This window comes from Exilibacterium tricleocarpae, from assembly GCF_007004655.1.
In the GTDB taxonomy this organism is placed as follows: domain Bacteria; phylum Pseudomonadota; class Gammaproteobacteria; order Pseudomonadales; family Cellvibrionaceae; genus Exilibacterium; species Exilibacterium tricleocarpae.
Map to the genome: position 1 here is coordinate 411,073 of NZ_ML660087.1, position 25,763 is coordinate 436,835.

Here is a 25,763-nt window from a genome sequence, read left to right on the forward strand (position 1 = left end):
ATAGGAAGAAGACCATGGTTCATGCGTTGTGTCGCCCGTATCTGTCGGTGTTTACGGCGGTGTTGCTGCTGAGTGGTTGCGGTTTCCACGCCGGCAGCAAACCCCAGGCGCCGGTGTCGCTGGCCGCCGTTACCGGCACCTGGATAGCGCCGGGCACCGGCCTTATCCTGCGAATCGAAGCGGATGCGCTGCAAACCTTTTACCATACGCGCGCAACCTGTGCGGCCGGTCTGCGCTTTGCATCACTGGCCGAGGCCGGGCAGTATCTGCGCGATGTGCGAGTTGAAACCGGCGTTGCCGAACTGTCGCTGATTCCCGCCGGCGGCGCCGAAACCGATCGCATTTACTTTGCGCGGGCGCAGGCGCTGCCGCAAAGTTGTCACGGGGTCGATGTGGCCGCGTCGTTTGATCCGGAGTCAACTTTCCAGCATTTCTGGCACGCCTTCAACGACTACTACCCCTTTTTTGCACAGCGTGGCGTGGACTGGCAGCAACGCTATACGCAACACCGTCCCCGAGTGACAGCTACCACTACCCAGACCCAGCTTTTTGATCTGCTGACCGAGATGCTGTCGCCGCTGGACGACGGTCATGTATCTCTGGTGGTGGCAACCGGGGAATTGAAAAAGGGCTACAGCCCGGGTGTACCTCGAGACTGGAAAGTTACCGCTAACCTGGCCCGCGGTGGCGATCGCAGCGGCCGTGCGGCGGTGATCAATTATTTCAACCGGCGCCTCGAGACCGCCCACATTGACGGTGACCTGGCTTTGGTGGAAAGTGATGGCGGTGCTCCCGCCATGGTATGGGGCCGGCTCGACGGCAATGTCGGTTATTTGCAGATCAATCAGATGCAGGGCTTTGCCCCGCGCCGGGATGATCTGTTGCTCAACACGGCGGCGGATCTGGCGGCTGTTGAGAAAGTGATGGACGGCGTCTTGGATGACCTGCACGGAGTCACCGCACTGGTTGTGGATGTGCGCTTCAACGGCGGCGGCGCCGATTCGATCGCGCTGGCCATTGCCGGTCGGTTTGCCGATCAAAAACGGCTGGTGTTTGCCAAAGAAAAATATAACCGCGGCAGAGCCACCGCGCGTGCAGAAACTTATCTGCAGCCACATTCGGGGCGGCGCCTGCAAGTGCCGGTCGCTTTGATCACCGGGCCGGACACTGCCAGTGCCGCCGAGATATTCACTCTGGCGTTGCGGCAGTTGCCGAACGTGACTCATATCGGACAGCCTACCCGGGGCATATTGTCCGATATCCTCGACTTCACCCTGGCTTCCGGATGGGAATTGGGGCTTTCCCATGAAGTCTACTATGACGCCGGGGGTCGCGTGCACGAGGCGGTGGGTATAGTGCCCGATCGGAGAGTGCCGGTAACCAGTTTCAACGGTGCTGTCTGGGGGATGTTCCCCGCCGTCACCCAGGCGCTGGCTGGGTTTGACATCGACATCAGCCTGTCCGCAACGGAATTTTCGGTGCGGCTGCAGACGCTGATGGGCGATGCTTTGGTGCCGGGGTTGGCCGCCGCCTGGGTGAGCGACAGCGCTGTGCTGGCAACCCACGCTGCCGGTTACGCGGATATAGGCAAAGCGAGAAAGGTAACGGCGCGCACACCGTTCAATTTGGCTTCCGTCAGCAAAACCTTTATCGGCGTGGCGGTAGCGCAGGCCGTTGAACAGGGGCTGATTGCACTGGATACCCGCATGGGAGATTTGCCGATGCCGTTGCGGGTGGACAGTCCCAATACACCGGGGGCGGACATTACGTTGCAACATCTGGTGAGCCATACTGCCGGCATCAAGGACAGCGACGTTTATTTTTGCGGCTACTATATAGAACAAAGCAAAGCCAGTCTCGCCGCTGCTATGGGTATGTTGGACTGCCCTACGCCGGTGCGCACCGAACAGGCGGTTTTTTTGGCCGATTACCTGCAGCGGGGCGGGTCACTGTATGACGCGGCGGAAAACTTTCTGGCGGCGCCTGCCGGCGCGGTGCACTTTTATTCGAATGTGGGCGCGGCCCTGGCGTCGCGGATGCTGGCGGTGGCGACACGCACGGATTTTGAAACCTGGACCGAGAGAAATATCTTTACGCCTCTGCGAATGCGCGACACTCATTGGTTCAACAGCCGCTTTGACGGCGGCGGCGAAAGACCCGCAGTGCGTTACGTTATCGACGGGGACAAACCGGTGCCCTTGCCCGAATATGCGCTCGCAACCTGGGCCGACGGCGGCTTGAAAAGCAGTGCCGCGGATATGGCCCGCTATCTGCTGGCTATAGTGAGGGGAGGTGAGTTGGACGACCGGCGCATCGCTGATGCCGCGAGTGTGGACGCCATGTTGAGCCCGCAAACCGAGCTGCCGACGTTGCAGGGCAGTCAGGGTATATTCTGGGTCAACGACGGTTTTCTATTCGGCCACGACGGCTCCGATCCGGGCGCGACTACGCAGATGTTTTACGACCAGTACCACGACATGGGGTTTGTATTGCTGGTCAATGTCTCCGATCTTATGGATGACAATAAGGCGCTCGAGCGCAGGCTGCGGGCGCTGGTTCGCCTGGTCTACCGGCGCGGCCTGGCGCTGCGGCGCGATCAGTGACCGGACGCCCGGTGCGGTGTCCGTTGCGAGTTGGTGTTGGATACTGAGAAAGAAGAATAAGGGGCCTGATAAGAATGGCACTTCCATAAGCAAATATGTGCTAATTGACCGGTCTGGCTCTAGCTGCAGCCTTCAGAAACACGGACCAGGCGTCCCCCCGATGAGCCCTCCCTGGGGGCTCGCCTAAAGCGCCTACTGTTGGTCGCGACAGCATCCCCGCTGTCGAGAGTTTCTGAAGGCTGCAGCTAGAGCCAGACCTCCCTTCAGTACGCTTAATCGAGACCGATTCGACTGGGGTGGATATCAGTAAATTGATGCAAATACGCTTAAGGAAGTGCCTTCGGGCCTGATTAGATGATTTGTCAGGAAAGGTGATTGGTCAATTATCAAGCACTACGACCCCTATTCCGCACGACCCCTATTCCGCAACCCTTTATCGCAAGCGCACATGCCCTACATCGGCGTATGATGTATCTGCCCAAATCGTCGTGCATGTACTGGCAACATATATATCGACTGTTTTACCTGACATATATGCTGCCAACAACATCGAAAACCAATTTGAGTGTGTTTCCGAATTAATTATTACATCTCCGTTACTGTCAGTGGAACAATTATCTGGGTTGGCAAAATCCGACAACTTTATTAGCACTCGGTGGTTGTCAAGTGCATATATTCTTTCCACCGTACTCACTCCAGACCATCCGCTGGAATAGGCACTAGTTGACAGCACGAGGGCTACTAACAGGGTAAGAATATTTCCATAGCTTTTTCTCATAATTACTCCTTTGCCGACGCATAGCGCCGCTGGCAGGGGCGCGCTTTAGCAATAGATTGTCAGAAGGTGCCCGGTAAAGAGGGGAGAGCTACCATAGCCGTACCAATAATCTCTTGAATCTCTTGAGCGGTTACTCCGCCAGTATCTTGGAGTTTTCTCTGGATATCAACCATAGCGAATCGCTATAGGGTGCATATAGGGTATTGCCTGGGCCAGTCCCCCGAGCACGCTGTCAAAACCGGCTCCCAAAAGAGGCCCGTCCGTGCTGTGGCTTCGACGCCAAGCCTGCTCCAAGGCGATACCGGAATCAGCCAGGGAGAAATACTCGCTGTTAAAGCAGTATATGCCAGTCCGAATCCACCGGCTTCTGCCTTGTTATCCGGGTGCTGCCCCCGACACTGTCCGACCTAAACCGTAACCGCCGCAAAATGATGGTCGCCGCTGGGTGCTGTGTTGTCGATCAGGCGTTTTACATCTGCCGCCACCGCATCGGATTCCCTGTCGAACAAACCGCACAGCCGCAGCGCCGCGCGCAGATTGATATTGGCTCCCAACACCTCGTAGACGACGCGGGCGCAGGTGGGCAGGCGCAGGCTTTGCGCCGTCACCCCGAGCTTGAGACCGGTCAGATAAGTTGTGCGGTTATTGTACGTAGGCAGCAGTATGGTCTGGCTGATTTCGTTCTGGGTCAGGGAGTCGTAGTCCAACAAAAATAATCGCTCGGCCAGGTAGAAAGCCGCACCGTGGTAGCGGCGACTGGGACCGCGCCCGCTGCCGTTTTCCCGCGGCAGCCTCTCGAGGCGACTGAACCGGGCCGTCTCGCCGTCCCAGGTCAGCGACACCAGCGTGCGCAGAATCGAACTCGGGTAGGTCATGGCATAGTAGTATTCAAAATAAAAGCCCGCATAGTTGGCGATAGCACCTGAGCTGGCTCTTTGCAATTGCCCGATATGATCGCTGAACAGCGGGGCGGTGCTGGTGAGTTTACTGGGCCGCACCTGCAGCAACTGCCGGAACTGGTGTGCGGGCAGCAGGATCTCGTATTCCTCGACGCCGAAGAAATCGCAGATTTTGCGCAGGGTGTGACGGGCCGGAAAGGCGGCGGCGCCAAGGTACTTGTTGAACTGGGACCGGTTGATTTTCAGGCGCCGGCAAACCTCGGTGACCGATGGATAGAAGCTGCATAACAAGCCCAGGTTGTCGGCAAATTCTCTCTGTATTGACTCTCTCACTGCGGGTTTCTCGCAATTAGGGTGATGATTTCAACATGAGTGGCGCTAATTGGCGCTACTGTAGCATAAAATAGGATCAGCAAGCTTATCGACATTGGTGCTGATTTGTTTTCTTATAGCGTTCGGCAGGCGGCCGGCCTGTACCGAATCCCACACCGTGGTTGTATCGGCTCCGCTGGGGCTGCGCCCCCGGTTACTGCCCAGTGGGTAAGTCGCATGACTTAGGCTGGGCCCCGGCTGCGGATGAGTGCTTTTACCACCGACAGGTGCTTTTTTTATGACAGATGTAACTCAAATTGAACTCCGGGCCCCATACCTGGTTTTTATCGGCGATACCGACGTGCCGTCCTTCGCCAAGACCGGTTTCGGTATCGTGCAGTGGCGCCGGCAGCAGGTGGCGGGGCAGTTGCGCTTTGCGGGTAACAGCCTCGATTTGGGCGTGCCCGACATGGATATTCAACAGGCCGTCGCAGCGGGGGTGAAGAGTATTCTGATCGGCGTTGCGCCCATCGGTGGTTCGGTTGGTCCGCGCTGGATCAGCGTGCTGGCCGAGGCGGCCGCGGCCGGTCTGGATGTGGTTAACGGGTTGCATCTGCGGCTGGAGGACTTTCCGGAAATTGTAGCGGCGGCGCAGGCCTCCGGCGCCGCGCTGGTCAACGTGCGGGTGCCGCCGCCGGGCCTGCCGATTGGCAGCGGTAACAAGCGCAGCGGCCGGCGCCTGCTGATGGTGGGCACCGACTGTGCGGTGGGGAAAAAATATTCCGCCCTGGCATTGGCCGCGGCGATGAGCGGCGCCGGTATCAACGCCAGCTTCCGCGCTACCGGCCAGACCGGCATTATGATTGCCGGCAACGGTATGCCCATAGATGCGGTAGTGGCGGACTTTATCGCCGGTGCCGCCGAGGTACTGACGCCGGATAACGATCCGCAGCACTGGGATGTGATCGAGGGCCAGGGCTCGTTGTTCAGTCCCGCCTACGCCGGTGTCAGCCTCGGGTTGCTGCACGGCTCCCAGCCCGACGCCATAGTGGTTTGCCACGCCGCCGACCGGCGCAATATCATCGGTTCCCCCCAGGCCCGGATACCGACCATTGCCGAATGTATCGACCTCAATCTGCGCTGCGGGCGCATTACCAGCGCCGATATCCAGTGTGTGGGTGTCTGTGTCAATACCACCGGACTGGCGGCATCGGAGCGCGAGCCCTACCTGGCGGCGCTGAGCACGGAGTTGGGTCTACCGTGTGTCGATCCGATGACCGATGGCTGCGAGCCGATAGTGGCGCATATTCGCCGCTGCTTCTGAACCCGGGTTATTCATAAAACGGAATTACCCATAAAGCCGAATTACTCATAAAACCAAATTGCTCGTATAAAAACAGTACCGGCGAATTGTTGCGATTCGTTGTCGTCAATTGTAAGGAGATTGTTTAATGCGCAATGTCAGCTTTACCATCGAGTCCTGGAAACTCAAAAGCCCTTTTAGCATTACCGGTTATACATTTACCGAGCTGCGAGTGTTGCTGGTGCAGATCAGCGACGGGGGGATTACCGGGCGCGGAGAGGCCACCGGCATCTACTACGAGAACGAAAGCGCCGATTCGATTCTGGCACAGGCGCAAACCGCCAAAGCGGCGCTGGAGGGTGGGGCCGATCGCCAGGCCCTGCGCGAACTGCTGCCCAGGGGCGGCGCCCGCAACGCCATCGATTGCGCGCTGTGGGACCTCGAGGTCAAGTCGGGGGCGGCGTCCGTCTGGCAATTGACCGGTATCGAACCGGGTCGAATCACCACCGTCAACACCCTCGGTGTGGATACGCCGGAGCGGATGGCCGCGGCGGCGCGCAGTCTCGATACCCCGCGTATCAAGGTCAAGCTGAACCATGAGAAAAACATCGAGCGCCTGCAGGCGATTCGCGCGGCACGGCTCGACGCCGAGATTATCGTCGACGTCAACCAGGGTTGGACTTTCGAGCAATTAGTGGCGCTGGCGCCGAAGTTCAAACAGTTGGGGGTGGCGATGATCGAGCAGCCATTGCCCCGTGGCGGCGACACTGAGCTGGAAGGTTACGATTCACCGGTTACCCTGTGTGGCGACGAGTCGTGCCTCGATACCACGGAGCTGGAGCAGGCGGCGCGGCGCTACCAGATGATCAATATCAAACTCGATAAGACCGGTGGCCTGACCGAGGCGCTGGACCTTGCCGAGCGGGCTCAGGCGCTGGGGCTGGAGCTGATGGTGGGCAATATGCTGGGCACCTCCCTGGGCATGGCGCCGGCGTTTTTAATTGCGCAAAAGTGCCGCTACGTCGACCTCGACGGCCCCCTGTTTCTCACTGAGGATCGCGACCACGGCCTGAGCTATGACCGCGGCGTCGTCTCCGCGCCGGTGCCGGCACTGTGGGGATGAACCTATCAGACCGCAATGGCTTGAACTATACCAACCGGTATGTATAATTATTGCACTCTATAATAATGCCGAGGCGGTGCTATGCCTAAGTTGACTGATACCAGAGAGAAACTGTTGGAAACTGCTATTACGCTGATCTGGCAGAGTAGCTACAGCGACGTCGGCGTCGCTGAAATCTGCAAGCAAGCCGGAGTCACCAAGGGCAGTTTCTACCACTACTTCGAAACCAAAGCCGACCTCTTTTATGCGGCCTGCCAGCACGATTGGGAAATTACCAAAAAAGAGCTGGATACCCTGTTTTCACCGTCCTACACCGCTTTAGAGCAGTTGGAGAACCTGATCAGCTTCATTATTGAAAAGGAGGAGCGCAACGCCGTGGAGTGTATGCCGGTGACGGGCTGTCCCATTTTTACCGCCGGTGCCCAGTGTGGTTGCGATGACCAGAAAGTGCGACAGGCGGCCCTGGAAATGTCTGAAAACGCGCTGACGTACAACACCGCACTGATACGCAACCTCAAGGCCGAGGGGGTTTTGAACGGTGATCCGCAGCCGCGCCAGGTGGGGCGACTGCTGCACCAGTATATCGAGGGCCTGTTGGTGTTCGGCCGCGTCTACCGCAGTCTGGATATGGTCAAGGAGGACTTGCGCGAGGGGCTCTATCGGCTCGTCGATCTCAAGCAGGAATACCGCCAGGGCGGGGTGCAAGGCGATGGCGAGCCACTGTCGGCGGCTTAGGAGCCGCTTGCCTCCGTTATTGGTGACGATTGCCGCTCTCCTGTGCAGTGGTATTTTTCGGACGCACTGAGCTAATTCACAGTGCTAAAAAAGGGATCGAGCAGCTTCTACTCCAAGTCAAGACACTGCTCTTCGGCAGGGGGGGGGAACCGGTGGCCAGAACCCGCTCCGGCTTGTGTGCCGCAATACGCCCTTGCGCCAGTTTAAACAGTCCTGAACTGGCCCTGATTAAACAGTCCTGAACTGGCCCTGATTAGACAGTCCTGAACTGGCCCTGATTAAACAGTCCTGAACTGGCCCTGATTAGACAGTCCTGAACTGGCCCTTAGAAACATACTGATCGGAATATAACCGCCGGTGCTGTTTCAAGCGCCATCGACAGCCCGTCTCCTGCGGCTTTTCTGTCGATTTTTTTTCGCTAGCAAAATCAAACTGTTACAAACATTACTTTGATTTGTGAGAAAACCGGTTGACACATACCAACCGGTATGAATATCATTGCAGCCATTCCCGTACCAACCGGTATGTATCCAGTGTTGGTCCAACCCCTGTTTAATTTCAGTCCAAATCAGAATCTGTCGGGAGAATAAGGTCATGAAATCTGTCAGCCGAGTGTTCAAAACCCGTACCGCCGTGGCGGCGATCGCCACGCTAACCACACTGGTTGCCGGTATCGGCGCCGTTCGTTACGCACCCGAGGTTGCCGCTGCCGAGCAGGTGCCGGCGGCGGCGGCCCTGCCGGCGGTGGATGTGGTCACCCTCGAGTCCCGCCCACTGCGCCTGTGGAGTCAATTCTCCGGGCACCTGACCGCCGTCGACCAGGTGGATGTGCGCCCCCGGGTAAGTGGCACCATTCACCGGGTGCTGTTTGCCGAAGGGCAGGTGGTGGCGGCGGGTGATCCGCTCTACATCATCGATCCGCGGCCGTTTGAGGCCGCTGTGGCCAGTGCCGAGGCCGCCCTGACATCCGCCGAATCCCGCACCCGCCTGGCCAAGCTGGAGTGGCGGCGGGCCGAGGGGCTGATCGCAAAGCAATTGATCTCCCAGAGCATCTACGACACCCGCCTCAACGACTACCGGGTAGCGGCGGCCAGTATCGACGCCGCCCGGGCCGCCCTGCAGCAGGCGCAGTTGGACCTCGAATACGCCCATATCACAGCGCCGGTGGCCGGGCGCATCAGTCGCGCGGAAATAACCGCCGGCAATGTCGTTGAGGCGGGGGCCAATGCGCCGGTGCTGACCACCATCATCGCCAATGATCGCCTCTACGCCGAGTTCGACGTCGATGAGCAGACTTATATCAAGGTCGTGCGCGCCGGCGCCTTGGCCGGCACCGGTCCGGCGGCTGCCATGCCGGTGGAACTGACGCTCGCCGGGGACACCAGTGTGGTGTACCAAGGGCAAATTCACGCCTTTGACAATCGCCTCGACACCCAGTCCGGCACCATCCGCGCCCGGGCCATTTTTGAAAACAGCGACGGCGCTCTGGTGCCCGGTATGTATGCCAATGTGCGCCTCGGCTCCGCCGAAAAAAATGACACCCTGCTGGTTAGCGAGCGCGCTATCGGCACGGATCAGGACCGCAAGTTTGTCTACACCGTCGATGCCGCCGGCCGGGTGTCCTATCGCGAGGTCACACTCGGTCGCACCCTCGGCGGCCAGCGGGTCGTGCTGTCGGGCCTGGCGCCGGGCGAGCGGGTTATCGTCAACGGCCTGCACCGGGTGCGCCCCGATATGCAGGTAGCGCCGGTGGATATCAGCACGGCGGCGCAAGACGGTCTGGTGGCCACTCGCTGAGGTGCCGCCCCGACTTTGATCTGCGCCTAATGGCGCCTGAAGCGAGCGCCATTCTGATCTGAGCCTACTCGCGGTTACAAACCTCGGCCTGGTTTGGAGCCGGCAGCACAGGTGGGAGTAGTGCCGAAAGTAACGACAGTGATGGCAGTAGTAGTGCCAGTAACGATAACGCCGGCAACAAAACCGATTCCGACAACGACAGTATCAAGAGAGCAACAACCATGAATATTTCTAAAGCGTTTATCGATCGACCGATTCTCGCGGGCGTGCTGTCGGTCGGTATTTTCCTGGCCGGTCTTATTTCCATGTTCCAACTGCCGATTTCCGAATACCCGGAAGTGGTGCCGCCGACGGTGGTCGTCAATGCGTCGTTTCCCGGTGCCAACCCCGAGGTGGTGGCCGAAACGGTCGCCACGCCGTTGGAAGAAGAAATAAACGGGGTGGAGAACATGCTTTATATGTACTCCCAGTCGACCGCCGACGGCCTGGTAACGCTCACCGTCACCTTTGAAATCGGCACCGATCCGGACCTGGCGCAACAACTGGTACAAAACCGGGTGTCACAGGCGCTGCCCCGGCTGCCCGCCGTGACCCGGCAACTGGGTGTTACAACGGTTAAGAGTTCGCCGGACCTGACAATGGTGGTGCACCTTACCTCGCCCAACGATCGCTACGATACCTTGTATCTGCGCAACTATGCCGTGTTGAACGTAAAAGACGAACTGGCGCGTATCGAGGGTGTGGGTCAGGTGCGCCTGTTCGGCGCCGGCAACTACGCCATGCGCCTGTGGTTGAACCCGGAAAAAATTGCCGAGCGCGGCCTCAGTGCCGGTGAAGTCGTCGCCGCGGTGCGCGAGCAAAACGTGCAGGTTGCCGCCGGCGTGATAGGGGGTGCACCCTATGACGATGCCATTGAATTTCAACTACCGGTGAACGCCAAAGGCCGGCTGGAGACGCCGGAGGAGTTTGAAGACATCATCATTCGCGCCGACCGCGACGGCAAGATCACCCGCCTGCGCGATGTGGCACGCGTGGAACTGGGCGCTTCGGAGTATGCGCTGCGTTCCCTGTTGGACAACAAGCGCGCCGTCGCGCTGCCCATATTCCAGTCGCCGGGCGCCAATGCGATAGAGATTTCCAATAACGTGCGCGCCAGGATGGAGCAGTTGCGGGAGAACTTTCCCGAAGGTGTCGAGTACAGTGTGGTCTACGATCCCACGGTGTTTGTCAGGGGCTCTATCAAAGCCGTAGTCAAGACGTTGTTGGAAGCGGTGGGCCTGGTGGTGCTGGTGGTGATTGTGTTCCTGCAGACCTGGCGTGCCTCCATTATCCCGCTGCTGGCGGTGCCGGTTTCTATTGTGGGCACCTTTGCCCTGATGCATCTGTTTGGTTTCTCCATCAATGCGCTGTCACTGTTCGGTCTGGTGCTGTCGATTGGTATTGTCGTCGACGACGCCATCGTGGTGGTTGAAAACGTCGAGCGCAATATCGAAGAGGGTCTGCGCCCCCGAGAGGCCACCTATAAAGCGATGCAAGAGGTGAGCGGTCCGATTATCGCCATCTCGCTGACACTGGTGGCGGTGTTTGTTCCCATCGCATTTATCAGCGGTCTTACCGGACAGTTCTATAAACAGTTTGCCCTGACTATCGCCATCTCCACGATTATTTCCGCGTTTAATTCGTTGACCTTGAGTCCGGCATTGTCGGCCCTGTTGCTGCGCAGCCACACCGACAAGCAGGACGCCCTGACCCGGGGTATGAACAAAGTCTTCGGTGGTTTTTTTAACGGCTTCAACCGTTTTTTCAAACGCAGCTCCGTGGGTTACTCCAAAGGTGTTGGCGGTATCCTGGGTCACAAGTCCGCCGCGCTGGCGGTTTACGGTTTGTTGCTGGGGTTGACCTATTTTGGTTTCCAGCAGGTACCGCAGGGCTTCGTGCCGGTACAGGACAAGCAATACCTGGTCAGTTTTGCCCAGTTGCCGGACGGCGCGACGCTGGAGCGCACCGAGGCGGTGATGCGGGAAATGTCCGACATTGCCCTCAATGAACCGGGAGTGACCGGGGCGGTGGCGTTTCCCGGTCTGTCGATCAACGGTTTCACCAACAGTTCCAGCGCCGGCATCGTGTTTGTGACCCTCGATGATTTTGACAATCGCACCGACGACTCCCTGTCGGGCGTAGCCATTTCCCAGCGCTTGCAGGAGAAATTCGGCGCTGTCGATGAAGCATTTATCGCGATTTTCCCGCCGCCGCCGGTACAGGGGCTGGGGACCATTGGCGGCTTCAAACTGCAAATCCAGGATCGCACCGACCGCGGCGATGAAGCGCTCAACGCCGCGCTCGGCGAGGTGTTACAAAAAGCTTACGCGGCGCCGGAACTGGCGGGTGTGTTTTCCAGTTACAAAATCAACGTGCCGCAGTTGTACGCCGATCTCGATCGCACCAAGGCCAAACAGCTGGGGCTCAATATCAATGAGGTTTTCGAGGCGATGCAGATTTACCTGGGCTCGCTCTACATCAACGATTTCAACCAGTTCGGGCGCACGTATCGGGTGGTGGCCCAGGCGGATAAACCCTTCCGTTCCACGCCCGAGGATATTCTCAAGTTGAAGGTGCGCAACGACCGCGGCGATATGGTGCCGCTCGGCGCGGTGTTGACCGTCAGCGAAAGCTTCGGGCCGGAGAGCGCCGGGCGCTACAACGCCTTCCGCGCCGCCGATATCAACGGCAATGCGGCACCGGGTTACTCCAGTGGCCAAGCGCAGGTGGCCATCGCCGCTATTGTCGAGGAGACACTGCCCAAGGGTATGGACTTCGAGTGGACCGAATTGACTTACCAGCAGATACTGGCCGGCAATACCGCGGTGTTGGTTTTTCCGCTGGTGGTACTGTTGGTGTTTTTGGTGCTGGCCGCTCAGTATGAAAGCCTGACCCTGCCGCTGGCGGTGATTTTAATTGTGCCCATGAGTCTGCTGTCGGCCATTGCCGGTGTCTGGCTGAGCGGCGGCGACAACAATATTTTTACCCAGATCAGTCTGTTTGTGCTGGTGGGGCTGGCGACCAAAAACGCGATTCTTATTGTTGAATTCGCCCGCGAACTGGAGACCCGGGGACGCGATATCGTAACCGCCGCCATCGAGGCTAGCCGGCTGCGCCTGCGCCCGATTCTGATGACATCTTTTGCCTTTATCATGGGTGTGCTGCCGATGGCGCTGTCCACCGGTGCCGGCGCCGAGATGCGCAATGCCATGGGCATCGCGGTGTTTTCGGGCATGCTGGGCGTCACTTTCTTCGGTTTGTTTTTGACGCCGTTGTTTTACGTGCTGCTGCGCAAGCTTGAGACGCGCAAGACGTCCACCCCGGCTGCACAGGAAAGTACGCGACTGGCCGCGTAGATTTAACACTGACGCTACGCGGCCCGGTGCTGTTGATACTGACAGACCGGTGGTTTGTTTGGCCGCTGTCAAAGGCAAGACCGGCCGCCCCCATGCAACCGCGCCGGCGGTATTCCCAGTGCCAGGCTTGGCGCGGTTTCTCACCGTACGCCGCTTTGGCAGCGGTATCGATAATTTTCCGGCTGTGTTTGACGCCGGGCGCGGGCTCGGGATCGTCCCGCGTAAAAGCGTAGCAGCTTTTGGTGAATCATCTGGATGAAGTTTATGGTGCGCCAGCGGTGGTTGTCAGGAAAAGGACCAACGCCTGAGCAAAGAAAACTTTCGCGCCGTATTTTTTCCGCGTTGTAAAAAGCAATGAACTTTTTCCGGCGCAGTGCCGTATACGTACGCGTTGGTGAAACACCAACTCATTGACGTTGTATTTTGTTGCTTTTTATGACACCGACCATCCCGATGGAGGGAAAAAATAATGAAGAGTTTGTATAGGGTATTAGCAGCCAGGCAGCGCGTCCTGGCCGGCGCTGTGACCGTTTTACTGATGTTGATGATGTCCACCTCGGCGCACGCCTGGCGCTACTACACCAAGTTGTCGGACGTGCTCGACAGCAACGGCTTCGGCACCTTGAAGTTTGCTTTGGACACGACCAATTTAACCTCGGTGCTGGACGAAAACCGGGTGACCTTGTTTGCGCCCACCGACGATGTTTTCGAGGCGACAGCGGCGGCGTTAGGGTGTTCGGATGCCCTGGATTTGGCCACCCGGTTGATCAACCTGCAGGTGGGTGATACCGATGCGCTGACCGCCATTCTTACTTATCACGCCACGCTGTATACCGTGAGGGGTAAATCCCGCCTGCTGCGGGCCGGCTCGCTGCACACTGTCAATGGCGGCAGCATCCAGACCGGTGTCAATCAGGGTGGCCTGTTCGTCCAGGGCGATGCCAATGCCACGGCCTCGCAGATTACGGTCGACGGTATTTCCGGCTACCGCTGGGTGGTTTATCCGATTAACCAGATATTGTTGCCGATTGCGCCGCCTGCTGATCTTTGTAGCTGAGGATAAGAGGGCAGGTTATCGGCACCAACAGCGCTGGCACGGTGTGGGGACGTAACTTTAGTTGCGTCCCCTTAGCATGGTGCCACTCCCCTTTTTAGAGGCACCGCTCCCGGCGGCACGGTGCGGGGACGTAACTTCAGTTGCGTCCCCTTAGAATGGTGCCACTTCACTTTTTTATGGCACCAACTGCGGTGGCACGGTGCGGGGACGTAACTTTAGTTGCGTCCCCTTAGAATGGTGCCTCCTCACTTCTTTATGGCACCAACTGCGGTGGCACGGTGCGGGGACGTAACTTCAGTTGCGTCCCCTTAGAATGGTGCCACCTCACTTCTTTATGGCACCAACTGCGGTGGCAAGGTGCGGGGACGTAACTTCAGTTGCGTCCCCTTAGAATGGTGCCACTTCACTCCTTCATGGCACCAACTGCGGTGGCACGGTGCGGGGACGTAACTTCAGTTGCGTCCCCATAGAATGGTGCCACTCCACTTCTTTATAGCACCACTTGCCACCGGAAAAGGGGGCTTCGTTGACCGGGAGTGGTTCCCTTCGAGGAGGACAGAGTGCCTGAATTTAGACCAGAAAAAGCCTGGTCAAAATTCAGGCACTCAGTCCCCGCACCGTGCCGCCGGGAGAGGCGCCCCCCTAACGGGGAGCAGTTCCCTGTACCATGCACCGGATTTTAGTCTGCAGACCCACATCTCCTCCAACCGCTTATTGACACTCTTTACAACAACTCTCCAAAAGCTGTTAGACTGTGATCCCCGATATCTGACAGCGGATGGTGATTATGGAAAAAGTACATACGGAGGCCGAGCCTGCCCGTACAAAGGAAGTTTCTAAAAATTATCGCATCTACGTTCTCGCTATTCTCACACTGGTTTATACCTTCAACTTTATCGACCGCCAGATCCTGGTCATTCTGCAGGAATCGGTAAAAGCCGAATTACAGCTCTCCGACGCCCAACTCGGGTTGCTCACCGGGCTCGCCTTCGCCGTTTTCTATGTCAGTCTGGGCATTCCTATCGCACGCTGGGCCGACCGCGGCAACCGCCGCGATATTATCGCTCTGGCGATTACCGTCTGGAGCGGCATGACGGTGCTGTGCGGGATGGCCCAGAATTATCTCCAACTGCTGTTGTACCGCATCGGCGTCGGGGTCGGCGAAGCCGGTTGCAGTCCGCCCGCCCACTCGATGATATCCGACTATTTTCCACCGCAGCAGCGCGCCACAGCCATGTCCGTATACTCCATGGGGGTCTATATCGGGATTTTGGCGGGTTTTCTCATCGGGGGCTGGGTCAACCAGATGTTCGGTTGGCGCATGGCCTTTTTTCTGGTGGGGGCGCCGGGTCTGCTGGTGGCGCTGGTGTTGCGCCTGACCGTGCGGGAACCGGTGCGCGGTATGTACGATGGCGGCACCGAAGCCGCGCCACCGAGTTTTCGTGCGACCATGGCGGCGCTGTGGCAGTTGCGCTCGTTTCGCTATTTTTCCCTGGGTACCGCCCTGGCGGCGTTTACCAGTTACGGCATCGGCAATTTTATGCCGTCTTTTTTAATCCGCTTTCACGGCTTTGACAGCTTGCAGACCGGTGCCAGCCTGGCGCTGGCCTCCGGTATCGGCGGCGGTCTGGGCACTATCTGCGGGGGCATAATAGCGGATCGCAAGGGTGCCGCCGATAAGCGCTGGTACCTGTGGGTGTCGGTCATAACACAGATAATGAATGTGCCGCTGATACTGGCCGGGTTGTTTGCCGGCGGGGCAACGGCAGCGCTCGTCTTTATCTTTTGCGCCACCTTTACCGGCGCCTGTTACCTGGGGCCGACACTGGCAATTACCCACACCCTGGTCAAGCCCCGCATGCGCGCCATGGCCTCGGCGGTGTTGTTTCTGATTCTGAATTTGATCGGACTGGGTTTCGGACCCTTGACCGTCGGCTTGCTGAGTGATTTTCTGGTGGCGACCCACGGGGCTGAATCACTGCGTTACTCGATGGCGATCGTTGCCTTGATGGCCCTGGTTGCGGCGCTGTGCTTTTTTATGGGTGCGCGCAGACTGCCCGGCGATCTGGCGCGGTCCTGAATTTGATCCGGCTAAGTATTTGGCCATTTACAGTCCCGTGCTTATACCCATGCAGCGCTCAAGGTTTAACCGGGGTTTTTCTGCACCCGTGCAGATTGTGCTATAGTAAGCGGCCATTTAGGAGTGCGTGAGCTGTAGTCAGTATGTCCGTCATCGCCAAGGTGCCGACAGGGGCCGATCCCACTGCGCGGGACCTCGTTAAAGAACACCTGGCCAAGCTGCAGGTGAGACCGCAATACTCACCCGCCGAGCAGCAGGTGCTCAAAGACCGTATCAAAGCGCTGTTGGTTGCGCAAAACGCCGTCGTTGTGGCCCATTACTATACCGACCCGGTGGTACAGGCGCTGGCGGAGGAAACCGGCGGCTGTGTCTCCGATTCGCTGGAAATGGCCCGCTTCGGCAAACAGCATCCGGCCGATATCCTGATCGTCGCCGGCGTCAAGTTTATGGGCGAGACAGCGAAGATACTCACGCCGCACAAAAAAGTCATTATGCCCACCCTGGAGGCCACCTGTTCCCTGGACCTCGGTTGCCCGGCGGATGAGTTTTCGGCGTTTTGCGACCAACACCCCGACCGCACGGTTGTTGTCTACGCCAATACCTCGGCGGCGGTAAAAGCCCGGTCCGACTGGGTCGTGACCTCGAGTATCGCACGGGATTTGATTGATCACCTGGATGCCCGCGGCGAGAAAATTATCTGGGCCCCGGACAAGCACCTGGGCAGTTACGTACAGCGGGAGACGGGCGCCGATATGATTCTCTGGGACGGTGCCTGCATCGTCCACGAGGAATTCAAAGCCAAAGGCGTGGCAGATCTGAAAACCCTCTATCCGGATGCGGCGGTGCTGGTGCACCCGGAATCGCCCCAAGCGGTGGTGGAATTAGCCGATGTCGTGGGCTCCACCTCGCAGTTGATCAAAGCTTCCCAGTCCCTGCCCAACCCGCAGTTTATCGTGGCCACTGACCAGGGGATTTTCTATAAAATGCAGCAGCTGTCCCCGCAGAAGGAATTTCATATCGCCCCCACCGCCGGCAGCGGTGCGACCTGCCGCAGTTGCGCCAACTGTCCGTGGATGGCGATGAACAGCCTCGACAGCCTGCTCGGCGCCCTCGAGCACGGTGGCGACGAGATTCACGTCGATCCGGCGCTGGCCGAGCGGGCGATGGTGCCGCTGCAGCGGATGCTGGATTTCAAAGCCTGAGTGTTGTTGAACCGTTAGGCCGGTTCCCGCTGCCGTGCCTCAGACCTTCTTCGTCCGGCCTCTTAGCGATTCATTTGTGATGGCCTGACCGCTGCCCGTTTCGTTACTGTTGGTCAGCCTGTTGCCGGTGCTGGCGGCGTACCCGCTGTTTGATCTTGCGGCGTTGTTCCGGGGTCAGTTGCCGCCAGCGCTCGCGCAGGGACTGGCGCTGTGCTGCCGGCAGATCTTTGAATTGTGCATAGATATCGCGCAGGCGCTGTTGCTCGTCGGGTTGCAGTTGCTTGAACTGCTGATAGCGCTGGCGGATGTGCCGCCTTTGGTCGACCGGCAGTGCCAGCCAGCGCTTGAAGCGTTGCCGGGCGTTGCGCTTTTGCTCAGGGCTCATAGCCAGCCAGCGCTGTGCACTGCGGTGAAGTTTGTGGCGTTTTTGGTTGGGCAGGCTGTCCCAGTCGGCGGCGTGATGTTGTAAGACTCTCTGTTCGGCGCGGTTGAGTTGTTGCCACTCGAGTGGGGCGTCTGCGTTTGCGCTAGCGCTCAGGCATACAGTGGCCAACAGCCAAACTGCCAGTGATCGTGCTGCCCGGCGTAGACTAGGCGCCATGATTCTCATCGCCCGACGCGGTGTCGATGCCTTCCCCGGACAGCCAGTGGTAGAACTCCAACTCATCAAAAAATTCCGGTTCCGCCTGGTCTTCCAGCAGGCCATCGGCAAAACCGTCCTCTGACAGAATAGTCGTCGGTCCCGCGTCGCTGCTATCGGGCTGCCAAAGCGCCACCGCCAGGACGCCGACCGCGGCTGCAGCGAGGCCGCCGCGCCACCAGGTTGCCGCCGTAAACCGCTGCCGTGGCCGATCCCGTTGTGCCAGCGCCGCCCGCCGCGCCTGCTCGAGATGCGAGTTGGTGGCGCTGTCAATGCGATCGGCCTCCGCGTCCAGTTGCTGTCTGGCCCGATCCAGCCAGGGGTCGGCCAACTGCTCTCGCTGTTTCACTGTCATGGAACGTATTCCTCCAAACTGGCACGCAGACTGTGAGTGGCTCGGGAGTAGTGGGTTTTTACGCTGCCCGCCGAGCAGCCCATGGCGGCGGCGGTTTCAGCCACACTCAAACCCTCCCAGGCGCGCAGCAGGAACGCCTGCTGCTGTCGCAACGGCAGTTTCTCGACGGCCTTGCCGAGTCGGCCCAGGCCGTCTTCCCGATGCAGCTCCTGCCAGGGCTGGCGACCCTGCGGGTCCGGCAACTGGTCGATGCCGGTGCCCGCCTCGCCACTGTTGTCGAGGCCCAGTTTATCCAGGCACAGGCGCCAGCGGTTGCGCACCGACTGACGCCGGTGCCAGTCGGTGATGCGACTGCCCAGAATCGTGAAAAACAGCGGCCGCCATTGCTCGGCCGGGCGGTTGCTGTAGCGCCGCACCAGCTCCAGCATGGTGTCCTGCACGATATCCAGCGCGTCTTCGTCATTGCCTGTGGCAATCCTTGCCATATAGCGGGCACGGCGCTCCGCCGAAGCGAGAAACCGCTCCAGTGCCTGCTTCGTCTCCGGCGTCGCAGTGGCGCTCTGGCGGCTATCGGTTAACCTGCCCAGAGGTGCCGTCCCGTCCCAGTCCGTAACCGCATTTACCATCCACTGGGCCGATTGCGGTGTTCAGTGCAGCCTGTGCCCCTGTGGTTACGGGTTTCGAGGTCTTCAGGGCTTGTCGCTGGTTCGTGATAAAACACGGGTTTTACTGACATCGGTGGTGCCTCCGTCGGCTGTGCGTCGTAAAATGCGAGGCGCGCCGCTGCGAAAAAAAGACCTGTTCTTGACGGCATTTACTTCAGGCGCCTACTTTTAGTGGTATTTAAAAGGACCACCACAGACCTGCACAGTTTATCGATCTTCATGCGCCCTTACCGAACTTGATTAAAAATGCCGGGGGTAGGTCTGCCTCGGGATGGGCCTTCAGAAACTCTCGACAGCAGGGATGCTGTCGGGAAGCTCCCATGGATGGGTTTACAGCGGGTTTCTGAGGGCCCATCCCGAGGCAGACCGATCAATTGGCACGTATTTGCTAAAATGCTACTACAAAACAAAGTAGGCGCCTGAAGTGGGTGCGATATAGAACCTGTCTTTTTCTAAACGCAGAAGTATCCAATAGGTTGACAGGCAGCTGCGCAACGCGCCGCTATCAAGCCGATTCCGCCGGCAGCGCCGTGATCAGGTAGGCGCAGCGGCGAGCGCCGTCGAGGATATACTCGCTGCGCTCCACCCGGGCGCGCAGGCAGCGGCGAAAAATCGCCAGTTCGGACCGGCAAAAATTCCGGCAACTGGCCGCGGCGGCACAAATCGGGCAATGGTTTTCCACCAGCAGCCACTGGCCGGGGCTTTGTTCGATCACTTCGGCCATATAGCCCTCGCCGGAGCGCAGTTCCGCCAGCCGCGCCAGGCGCGCGCCGAGTTCCGGCAGCGCCGCCAACTCGCGGCTGTAGTTGGCTTCGGCCTCCCGTTCCCGTTTGTCGATAAGTTGTTGCAGGCCCTCTTCGCCGAACAGCTCGCGGACATTGTCGATCAGCGCCAGGGTCAGATCCGCGTGGCGGTCGGGGAAGTGCTGCTGGGCCGTGGTGGTGAGCTGCCAGTAGCGACTCGGGCGGCCGACTTTTTCCTTGCGGTCAAAGGTCGAGACCAGGCCCTCGTTCTGCAAGTGGTGGAGGTGCTGGCGTGCGCCCATGGAGGTCATGTTCAACAGCACCGCCAGTTGCTGCGCGGTCATGGCGCCGCGGGTTTTTAGCAGGCGAAGAATTTTTTCACTGCTGGCGTTGATGGTCATAATGGCAAGACTGCGTCAGCGCAGTTTCTTCACGGCTCCGATTGCTTTTCCCCGCCGGTATCGGGACCTTTCGAGGATGTGGTTTTCTTGGATTTTAATACGGTTTCCCAGAAAGCTTTCTGCATCGAGCCCAGAGCCTGCAGATTTTCGGGCAGGTAAGGTTTCAACAGGTTGACCGCATCGAAGCCCTCGACACCCTGGGCCATTTTGTCCCGTATCTTGTTGATCATATTCTCCTGGATACCGCTGACATCCGGCATTCCCAGCAGCCGTCGCAGTTCCTCCGGCGTCATGTCGACTTCGATATTGAATTTCATTGGCCTGGCTCCCCGGGCTTATACAAGACATGTGGCGACCCAGGGCAGATTAGACCACGATCCGGGCTTCAGATCGAATAAAATTGCCGGCTGTGCCATCTCAGGCCGCCCCCGCTGCGCCGTCATCGGTGCGGCGCGACCGGATAGCGCCGGCAAACCAGCCCCATGCCAACAGGCAGCAGATACCGCCGGTCACCAGCGCCCAGTGGCTGCCCAGCACCGAGATCCAGCCTCCCGCCACCGCCATGATCACATTGGCGAGGAAAAACAGCGTGGTGCTGAGCCCCATGACATTGCCCTGGCCATAGTGATCGAAGCGCTCCGAGATCATAGCCGGGTAGACGCCGTTGACCAGGGCAATCAAACCGCCGCTCAGGCCGAATAGTACCCAAGCTGTGGCCCGTTGGGTAAAGGGCAGGATCAGCAAGGTCAGGGCGAAGGTGAGATTGGCCGCCATCAGCACCCGGTGTTTGCCGAGCCTGGCTGCCAGGGGCGTGACCACCAGGATGCTGGTGACAATCATCACCAGGGTAACCGCGATGGTGGTATTGGCAATGTCTTTGCTGCTGGCGGCAAAGCTGTCCACCAGCCAGAGGGGATAAAATTCATAAAAAGCGTTGGTGCCCAGGCAAAACAGCAATTGGAAGTAGATATAGGGTTTTATATCGTCGTACTTGAACAGTCTGAAGGAGTGCTCGCGCCACAGTTGCTGCCATTGCAGTGGCTCACCTGCGGGCGGGACGCGCCGGTCGCGAATACAGACCGCCACCAGCGCGGCGCACAGGAGCGAAGCCCCGGCCGCCAGTAAAAAAACCGCCTCTACCCCAAGGGGCATGGTGTAGCCGCCGATAATGGGGCCAATCAGCCAGCCGGCATAGGTCGCGGCAAACAGCAGTGACAGGGCCCGCGTGCGCGAAATGGCCGGGTGCAGTTCCGCCGCCATGGCGCGGGCGATGGCCACATTGCCCTCGCAGAGGCCGGTCAGCAGGCGCGCCAGCAGCAGTAACGGGAAGCTTTCCAGCCGGATCGCCAGGGCTGAGAGCAGGTAGCCGGCGGTGGCGGCAACCAGCGAGACGACGAGCAGCTGCCGGCGGTCGCGACGGTCTGACAAAGCGCCGAGAAAGCTGCTGCCGATCAGCACGCCCAGCGGATAGATGGCCAGCGCCAGGCCCAGCAGGATGTTGGGGTGCCAGTCGAGAAAGCGGGTCAGTGCATTGTCACCGGCGCTGAAAAAAGGCGCCAGCACCGGGTAGGGCAGGGCGATGCCGGCGGTTCCCAACACAGTCACCAGCATCAGCACCCAGAGGGTGGCGCGGGGAGAGGGCTGCATGGCGTGTCTCGATTCAATAAGTAAAGTTTAAAGTTTGTTTATTTTAGGGGGGTTGTCTGATAAGTAAAGTAAAAAATTTATATAACGTGGTGGTGGGCAATGGCGCTTACTTAAGAGAGCTAGCAAAATTAATTGGCTTCAGAGTTTTCTCTATCGGACTAGTTTAAGAATATGGTGGGTAGGTCTGCCGCTAGGTGGGGCTTTCAGAAACTCTCGGCAGCAGGGATGCCGCCGGGACCAAGAGTAGGCGCTTTAGGCGAGTCCCCAGGGAGGGGTTTATGACGTGTTTCTGAAAGCCTCACCTAGGGGCAGGCCGATCAATTGGCACATTTTTGCTTAAGTAAGTGTCATTAGTGGCGATGGGCGGATCGGAGTGCTGCGGTGGGGCCTCATCAGGCACTGCCTTGCCGCGGGTCGGCGGGGCTTGCTGTCGCCTATCGCTGTTTGACCTATCCGGGCTAGAATAGCGCGTTTAACCTAAACCGGGGCGTCGCTGTTAATACCATGTCTGCATCATTTATCCACCTGCGGGTTCATTCAGAGTTTTCCCTGGTCGACGGCCTGGTCCGTATCAAACCCCTGATTGCCAAAGTCGCCGAGATGGGGATGCCGGCCGTGGCCCTTACCGACCTGTGCAATTTCTACGGTTTGATCAAGTTTTACAAGGCTGCCCAGGGAGCCGGACTGAAACCTATCGGCGGCGGCGACTTCTGGCTCGCTAACCCGGACCCCGAGGGACAACCCACCCTGCTGACGCTGTTGGCCATGGACGACAAGGGTTACCGCAATATTATCGAACTTATCTCCCGCGCCTACCTGCACGGGCAGCGCCAGGGGGTCGCCTATCTGAAGCGCGAGTGGATTGCGGAATGCAACGAGGGCCTGATTGCGCTCTCGGGTGCCAAAATGGGCGATGTCGGGGTGGCATTGCTCAGTGGCCGGCAGGAGCAGGCCGCGGCCCTGCTAGATGCCTGGATGGCAGATTTTCCCGACCGGTTTTATCTGGAGTTGCAGCGCACCGAGCGCGAGCACGACGAGGAGTATCTGCACGCCGCCGTCGTCCTGGCGACCGCGCGCCAGTGTCCGGTAGTGGCCACCAACGATGTGCGGTTTATCGATCGCGATGAGTTTGATGTGCATGAGGCGCGGGTTTGTATCGGCGAGGGCCGCACGCTCGACGACCCGCGGCGCGAGCGCCGCTATGGCGAACAGCAATACCTGCGCAGCCCCGCGGAAATGGCGGAGCTGTTCAGCGATATTCCCGAAGCGCTTGAAAATACGGTGGAAATTGCCAAGCGCTGCAACCTGGATATCCAACTCGGCAAGTATTTTCTGCCCGAGTACCCGATTCCCGACGGACTGACGGAAAACCAGTACTTCGAGAAAATTTCTTTCGAGGGACTGGAGGAGCGCCTGCGCCTGCTGCTCGACCCCCAGGCGCCCGATTACGCCGAGCGGCGCAAGGTCTATGAGGAGCGCCTGCGGTTTGAGCTGGACATCATTATCCAGATGGGATTCCCCGGCTATTTCCTGATTGTGATGGACTTTATTCAGTGGGCCAAAGATCACGACATTTCGGTGGGGCCGGGGCGAGGTTCGGGTGCCGGCTCGCTGGTGGCCTACGTGCTTAAAATTACCGATCTCGATCCGCTGGAGTACGATCTGCTGTTCGAGCGCTTTCTCAATCCCGAGCGGGTTTCCATGCCGGACTTCGATGTCGACTTCTGTATGGACAACCGCGACCAGGTCATCAACTACGTGGCGGAAAATTACGGTCGCGATGCCGTCTCGCAGATCATCACCTTCGGCACCATGGCCGCCAAGGCGGTGGTGCGCGATGTGGCGCGGGTGCTCGGAAAATCCTACGGGCTGGCGGACAAGCTCTCCAAGATGATCCCGCCGGATGTGGGCATGACGCTGAAAAAAGCGTTTGATCAGGAGGAGATACTGCGGGACTTTCTGCAAAATGACGGCGATGCCCAGGAAATCTGGGAGATGGCGCTGCAGTTGGAAGGGGTAACCCGCAATGTCGGCAAACACGCCGGTGGCGTGGTGATTGCGCCGACCAAGCTGACGGATTTTGCCCCCCTGTTTTGCGACGAGGCCGGCGATGGCCTCGTCACCCAGTACGATAAAAACGATGTCGAGGATGCAGGGCTGGTGAAGTTCGACTTTCTCGGCCTGCGCACCCTGACGATTATCGACTGGGCCAAGCGGATGATTGACCGCCAGCGCGCCGCCGCCGGCGAGGCGCCGCTGGACATCGCCGCCATACCGCTCGACGATGCGGCGACTTTCACGCTGTTGAAAAAGGCTGAAACCACCGCGGTGTTCCAGTTGGAATCCCGCGGTATGAAAGACCTGATCAAACGCCTGCAACCGGATAACCTGGAGGATATGATCGCCCTGGTGGCGCTGTTTCGACCCGGTCCGCTGCAGTCCGGCATGGTGGACGATTTTATCAATCGCAAACACGGTCGCGCCCAGGTGGCCTACCCGGATGCCAAGTACCAGCACGAGAAACTCAAGCCGATTCTGGAGCCCACCTACGGGGTCATTGTCTACCAGGAACAGGTGATGCAGATCGCCCAGGAGCTGGCGGGGTATTCGCTCGGCGGCGCCGATCTGTTGCGCCGCGCCATGGGCAAGAAAAAACCCGAGGAGATGGCGAAACAGCGCTCCACCTTCAAAGACGGGGCGGCCGAGCAGGGGGTGAACCCCGAGCTGGCAATGAAGATTTTCGATCTGGTGGAGAAGTTTGCCGGTTATGGCTTCAACAAATCCCACTCCGCCGCTTATGCGTTGGTGTCTTATCAGACCGCCTGGCTGAAGGCGCACTACCCGGCGCATTTTATGGCCGCCACCATGTCCTCGGACATGGATAAGACCGATAAAGTTGTGACCTTTATCGAGGAATGTCGCGATATGGGGCTGACGCTGCTGCCCCCCGATGTAAACCGCGGTGAATTTCACTTTACGGTGGATGCCGACAACCATGTGATTTACGGCCTGGGGGCTATCAAAGGCATGGGCGAGGGGCCGGTGGAGAGTATTATCGAGGCGCGGCAAAGTGGCGGGCCGTTTAAAAACCTGTTCGACTTTTGCGCGCGGATCGATCCCCGCAAAGTCAACAAGCGGGCGCTGGAAGCACTGGTGCGCTCCGGGGCCATGGATTCGATCGGTCCCGGGGTGGAGCTGGACTATGATCGTGCGGTGATGTTTGCCGCCATGAACGAAGCGGTCAAGGCCGCCGAGCAGAGCGCTGCCAATGCCAGTGCCGGCATGGGTGACCTGTTCGGCGATGTCGTGCCGAGCGGTGATTCCGGTGATGATGTTTACAGTGAGTTTCGCCGCACCCGCAGTTGGCATATCAAGGAGCGCCTGCACGGTGAGAAGGACACCCTTGGTCTCTATCTCACCGGCCATCCCATCGATGAGTACCAACACGAACTACGCCATCTGGTGTCTTCGCGTATCGTCGATTTAAAAGCCGATCGCAGCAGTCAGCAGGTGGCGGGTCTGGTGGTCGGTTTGCGGGTGATGAAAACCAAGCGCGGCGACACCATGGCGTTTGTCACGCTCGACGACCGCTCCGGGCGGATCGAGGTGGCGGTGTTCTCTGACACTTACACGGAGTACCGGGAAAAACTGGTCAAGGATGATTTGCTGGTGATCGACGGGCAGGTGAGTCACGACGATTACAGCGGCGGCCTGAAGATGCGGGCCGAGTCGGTGCAGTCTTTGAGCGATGCCCGGCAGACCCTGGCGCGGGGCCTGCAGTTGCAGTTGTCGTCGTCTCGCCTGGGGGTAGACTTTTCGGCCCAACTGGCCGGCATCCTGGAGCCCTATCGCCAGGGCAACTGCCCGGTGTTGATCGACTACAGCCGCAGTGATGCCAAGGCGCAGTTAGAGTTGGGGCAACAGTGGCAGGTTCGGCCGGTGGACGAACTGTTGCAACAGTTGCGGGATGTATATGGGCGGGACAAGGTGTCCTTGTTGTATTGATCTATGGATCGCGACGATTAGGA

The 25,763-nt window shown here is 59.0% G+C and carries 17 protein-coding genes; 10 read left to right on the forward strand and 7 right to left on the reverse strand.

Features of this window, described 5'->3' with window-relative positions; all coding sequences use genetic code 11:
• The first annotated feature begins 14 nt into the window (after positions 1 to 14).
• Entirely contained in the window at positions 15 to 2,603 is a 2,589-nt protein-coding gene (locus tag FKG94_RS01565; protein WP_179957436.1) for a serine hydrolase, read from the forward strand.
• Positions 2,604 to 3,788: 1,185 nt separating this feature from the next.
• Here FKG94_RS01565 and FKG94_RS01575 read toward each other — a convergent pair.
• Entirely contained in the window at positions 3,789 to 4,613 is an 825-nt protein-coding gene (locus FKG94_RS01575; protein ID WP_142902420.1) for a helix-turn-helix domain-containing protein, read from the reverse strand.
• A gap of 277 nt (positions 4,614 to 4,890) precedes the next feature.
• Here FKG94_RS01575 and FKG94_RS01580 point away from each other — a divergent pair, with 277 nt between their 5' ends.
• The 8 genes from FKG94_RS01580 (at position 4,891) to nadA (ending at position 17,284) form a co-directional block, all read left to right on the forward strand.
• Positions 4,891 to 5,916, forward strand: coding sequence for an N-acetyltransferase DgcN family protein (locus FKG94_RS01580; protein WP_142902421.1), 1,026 nt, complete (start codon positions 4,891 to 4,893; stop codon positions 5,914 to 5,916).
• A gap of 127 nt (positions 5,917 to 6,043) precedes the next feature.
• Positions 6,044 to 7,018, forward strand: coding sequence for an N-acetyl-D-Glu racemase DgcA (gene dgcA / locus FKG94_RS01585; protein WP_142902422.1), 975 nt, complete (start codon positions 6,044 to 6,046; stop codon positions 7,016 to 7,018).
• Positions 7,019 to 7,099: 81 nt separating this feature from the next.
• On the forward strand, positions 7,100 to 7,753 hold the full coding sequence (locus FKG94_RS01590; protein WP_142902423.1) for a TetR/AcrR family transcriptional regulator: 654 nt from the start codon (positions 7,100 to 7,102) through the stop codon (positions 7,751 to 7,753).
• A 594-nt stretch (positions 7,754 to 8,347) separates the two neighbouring features.
• Positions 8,348 to 9,550: an efflux RND transporter periplasmic adaptor subunit gene (locus FKG94_RS01595; protein ID WP_142902424.1), complete on the forward strand. Its 1,203-nt coding sequence runs from the start codon at positions 8,348 to 8,350 to the stop codon at positions 9,548 to 9,550.
• A 221-nt stretch (positions 9,551 to 9,771) separates the two neighbouring features.
• Positions 9,772 to 12,945 carry an efflux RND transporter permease subunit gene (locus FKG94_RS01600; protein ID WP_142902425.1) on the forward strand — a complete coding sequence of 1,058 codons (3,174 nt, stop codon included), beginning with the start codon at positions 9,772 to 9,774 and terminating at the stop codon, positions 12,943 to 12,945.
• A gap of 469 nt (positions 12,946 to 13,414) precedes the next feature.
• Entirely contained in the window at positions 13,415 to 14,002 is a 588-nt protein-coding gene (locus FKG94_RS01605) for a fasciclin domain-containing protein (RefSeq protein WP_142902426.1), read from the forward strand.
• 787 nt (positions 14,003 to 14,789) lie between these two features.
• Complete coding sequence (locus tag FKG94_RS01610) at positions 14,790 to 16,082, forward strand: spinster family MFS transporter (RefSeq protein ID WP_142902427.1); 1,293 nt, start codon at positions 14,790 to 14,792, stop codon at positions 16,080 to 16,082.
• Between the two features lie 143 nt (positions 16,083 to 16,225).
• Positions 16,226 to 17,284, forward strand: coding sequence for a quinolinate synthase NadA (gene nadA, locus FKG94_RS01615; protein WP_142902428.1), 1,059 nt, complete (start codon positions 16,226 to 16,228; stop codon positions 17,282 to 17,284).
• A 103-nt stretch (positions 17,285 to 17,387) separates the two neighbouring features.
• Here nadA and FKG94_RS01620 read toward each other — a convergent pair whose 3' ends face one another.
• The 6 genes from FKG94_RS01620 to FKG94_RS01645 all read right to left on the reverse strand — a co-directional run bounded on the left by FKG94_RS01620 (position 17,388) and on the right by FKG94_RS01645 (position 21,735).
• Entirely contained in the window at positions 17,388 to 17,885 is a 498-nt protein-coding gene (locus FKG94_RS01620; protein ID WP_179957437.1) for a DUF3106 domain-containing protein, read from the reverse strand.
• Positions 17,875 to 18,279, reverse strand: coding sequence for a DUF3619 family protein (locus FKG94_RS01625; protein ID WP_142902430.1), 405 nt, complete (start codon positions 18,277 to 18,279; stop codon positions 17,875 to 17,877). The genes FKG94_RS01620 and FKG94_RS01625 overlap by 11 nt, the downstream gene beginning before the upstream one ends.
• The gene (locus FKG94_RS01630) at positions 18,276 to 18,905 is read right to left on the reverse strand and encodes an RNA polymerase sigma factor (protein ID WP_142902431.1); all 630 of its coding nucleotides are present in this window, start codon (positions 18,903 to 18,905) and stop codon (positions 18,276 to 18,278) included. Before FKG94_RS01630 ends, FKG94_RS01625 begins: the two co-directional genes overlap by 4 nt.
• A gap of 544 nt (positions 18,906 to 19,449) precedes the next feature.
• Positions 19,450 to 20,088, reverse strand: a complete 639-nt coding sequence (locus FKG94_RS01635; protein WP_218943397.1) for a helix-turn-helix transcriptional regulator — start codon at positions 20,086 to 20,088, stop codon at positions 19,450 to 19,452.
• A 29-nt stretch (positions 20,089 to 20,117) separates the two neighbouring features.
• Positions 20,118 to 20,405 carry a DUF6489 family protein gene (locus FKG94_RS01640; RefSeq protein WP_179957438.1) on the reverse strand — a complete coding sequence of 96 codons (288 nt, stop codon included), beginning with the start codon at positions 20,403 to 20,405 and terminating at the stop codon, positions 20,118 to 20,120.
• Between the two features lie 100 nt (positions 20,406 to 20,505).
• Positions 20,506 to 21,735, reverse strand: a complete 1,230-nt coding sequence (locus FKG94_RS01645; protein WP_142902432.1) for an MFS transporter — start codon at positions 21,733 to 21,735, stop codon at positions 20,506 to 20,508.
• Positions 21,736 to 22,239: 504 nt separating this feature from the next.
• Here FKG94_RS01645 and dnaE point away from each other — a divergent pair.
• On the forward strand, positions 22,240 to 25,740 hold the full coding sequence (gene dnaE, locus FKG94_RS01650; RefSeq protein ID WP_142902433.1) for a DNA polymerase III subunit alpha: 3,501 nt from the start codon (positions 22,240 to 22,242) through the stop codon (positions 25,738 to 25,740).
• The last annotated feature ends 23 nt before the right edge of the window (positions 25,741 to 25,763 follow it).

What these genes read in the sequence shown, in the direction of transcription:
- FKG94_RS01565 (WP_179957436.1), top strand. Translation starts at nt 15, where the DNA reads ATGGTTCATGCGTTGTGTCGCCCGTATCTGTCGGTGTTTACGGCGGTG.
- FKG94_RS01580 (WP_142902421.1), top strand. Translation starts at nt 4,891, where the DNA reads ATGACAGATGTAACTCAAATTGAACTCCGGGCCCCATACCTGGTTTTT.
- dgcA (WP_142902422.1), top strand. Translation starts at nt 6,044, where the DNA reads ATGCGCAATGTCAGCTTTACCATCGAGTCCTGGAAACTCAAAAGCCCT.
- FKG94_RS01590 (WP_142902423.1), top strand. Translation starts at nt 7,100, where the DNA reads ATGCCTAAGTTGACTGATACCAGAGAGAAACTGTTGGAAACTGCTATT.
- FKG94_RS01595 (WP_142902424.1), top strand. Translation starts at nt 8,348, where the DNA reads ATGAAATCTGTCAGCCGAGTGTTCAAAACCCGTACCGCCGTGGCGGCG.
- FKG94_RS01600 (WP_142902425.1), top strand. Translation starts at nt 9,772, where the DNA reads ATGAATATTTCTAAAGCGTTTATCGATCGACCGATTCTCGCGGGCGTG.
- FKG94_RS01605 (WP_142902426.1), top strand. Translation starts at nt 13,415, where the DNA reads ATGAAGAGTTTGTATAGGGTATTAGCAGCCAGGCAGCGCGTCCTGGCC.
- FKG94_RS01610 (WP_142902427.1), top strand. Translation starts at nt 14,790, where the DNA reads ATGGAAAAAGTACATACGGAGGCCGAGCCTGCCCGTACAAAGGAAGTT.
- nadA (WP_142902428.1), top strand. Translation starts at nt 16,226, where the DNA reads ATGTCCGTCATCGCCAAGGTGCCGACAGGGGCCGATCCCACTGCGCGG.
- FKG94_RS01620 (WP_179957437.1), bottom strand. Translation starts at nt 17,885, where the DNA reads ATGGCGCCTAGTCTACGCCGGGCAGCACGATCACTGGCAGTTTGGCTG.
- FKG94_RS01625 (WP_142902430.1), bottom strand. Translation starts at nt 18,279, where the DNA reads ATGACAGTGAAACAGCGAGAGCAGTTGGCCGACCCCTGGCTGGATCGG.
- FKG94_RS01630 (WP_142902431.1), bottom strand. Translation starts at nt 18,905, where the DNA reads ATGGTAAATGCGGTTACGGACTGGGACGGGACGGCACCTCTGGGCAGG.
- FKG94_RS01635 (WP_218943397.1), bottom strand. Translation starts at nt 20,088, where the DNA reads ATGACCATCAACGCCAGCAGTGAAAAAATTCTTCGCCTGCTAAAAACC.
- FKG94_RS01640 (WP_179957438.1), bottom strand. Translation starts at nt 20,405, where the DNA reads ATGAAATTCAATATCGAAGTCGACATGACGCCGGAGGAACTGCGACGG.
- FKG94_RS01645 (WP_142902432.1), bottom strand. Translation starts at nt 21,735, where the DNA reads ATGCAGCCCTCTCCCCGCGCCACCCTCTGGGTGCTGATGCTGGTGACT.
- dnaE (WP_142902433.1), top strand. Translation starts at nt 22,240, where the DNA reads ATGTCTGCATCATTTATCCACCTGCGGGTTCATTCAGAGTTTTCCCTG.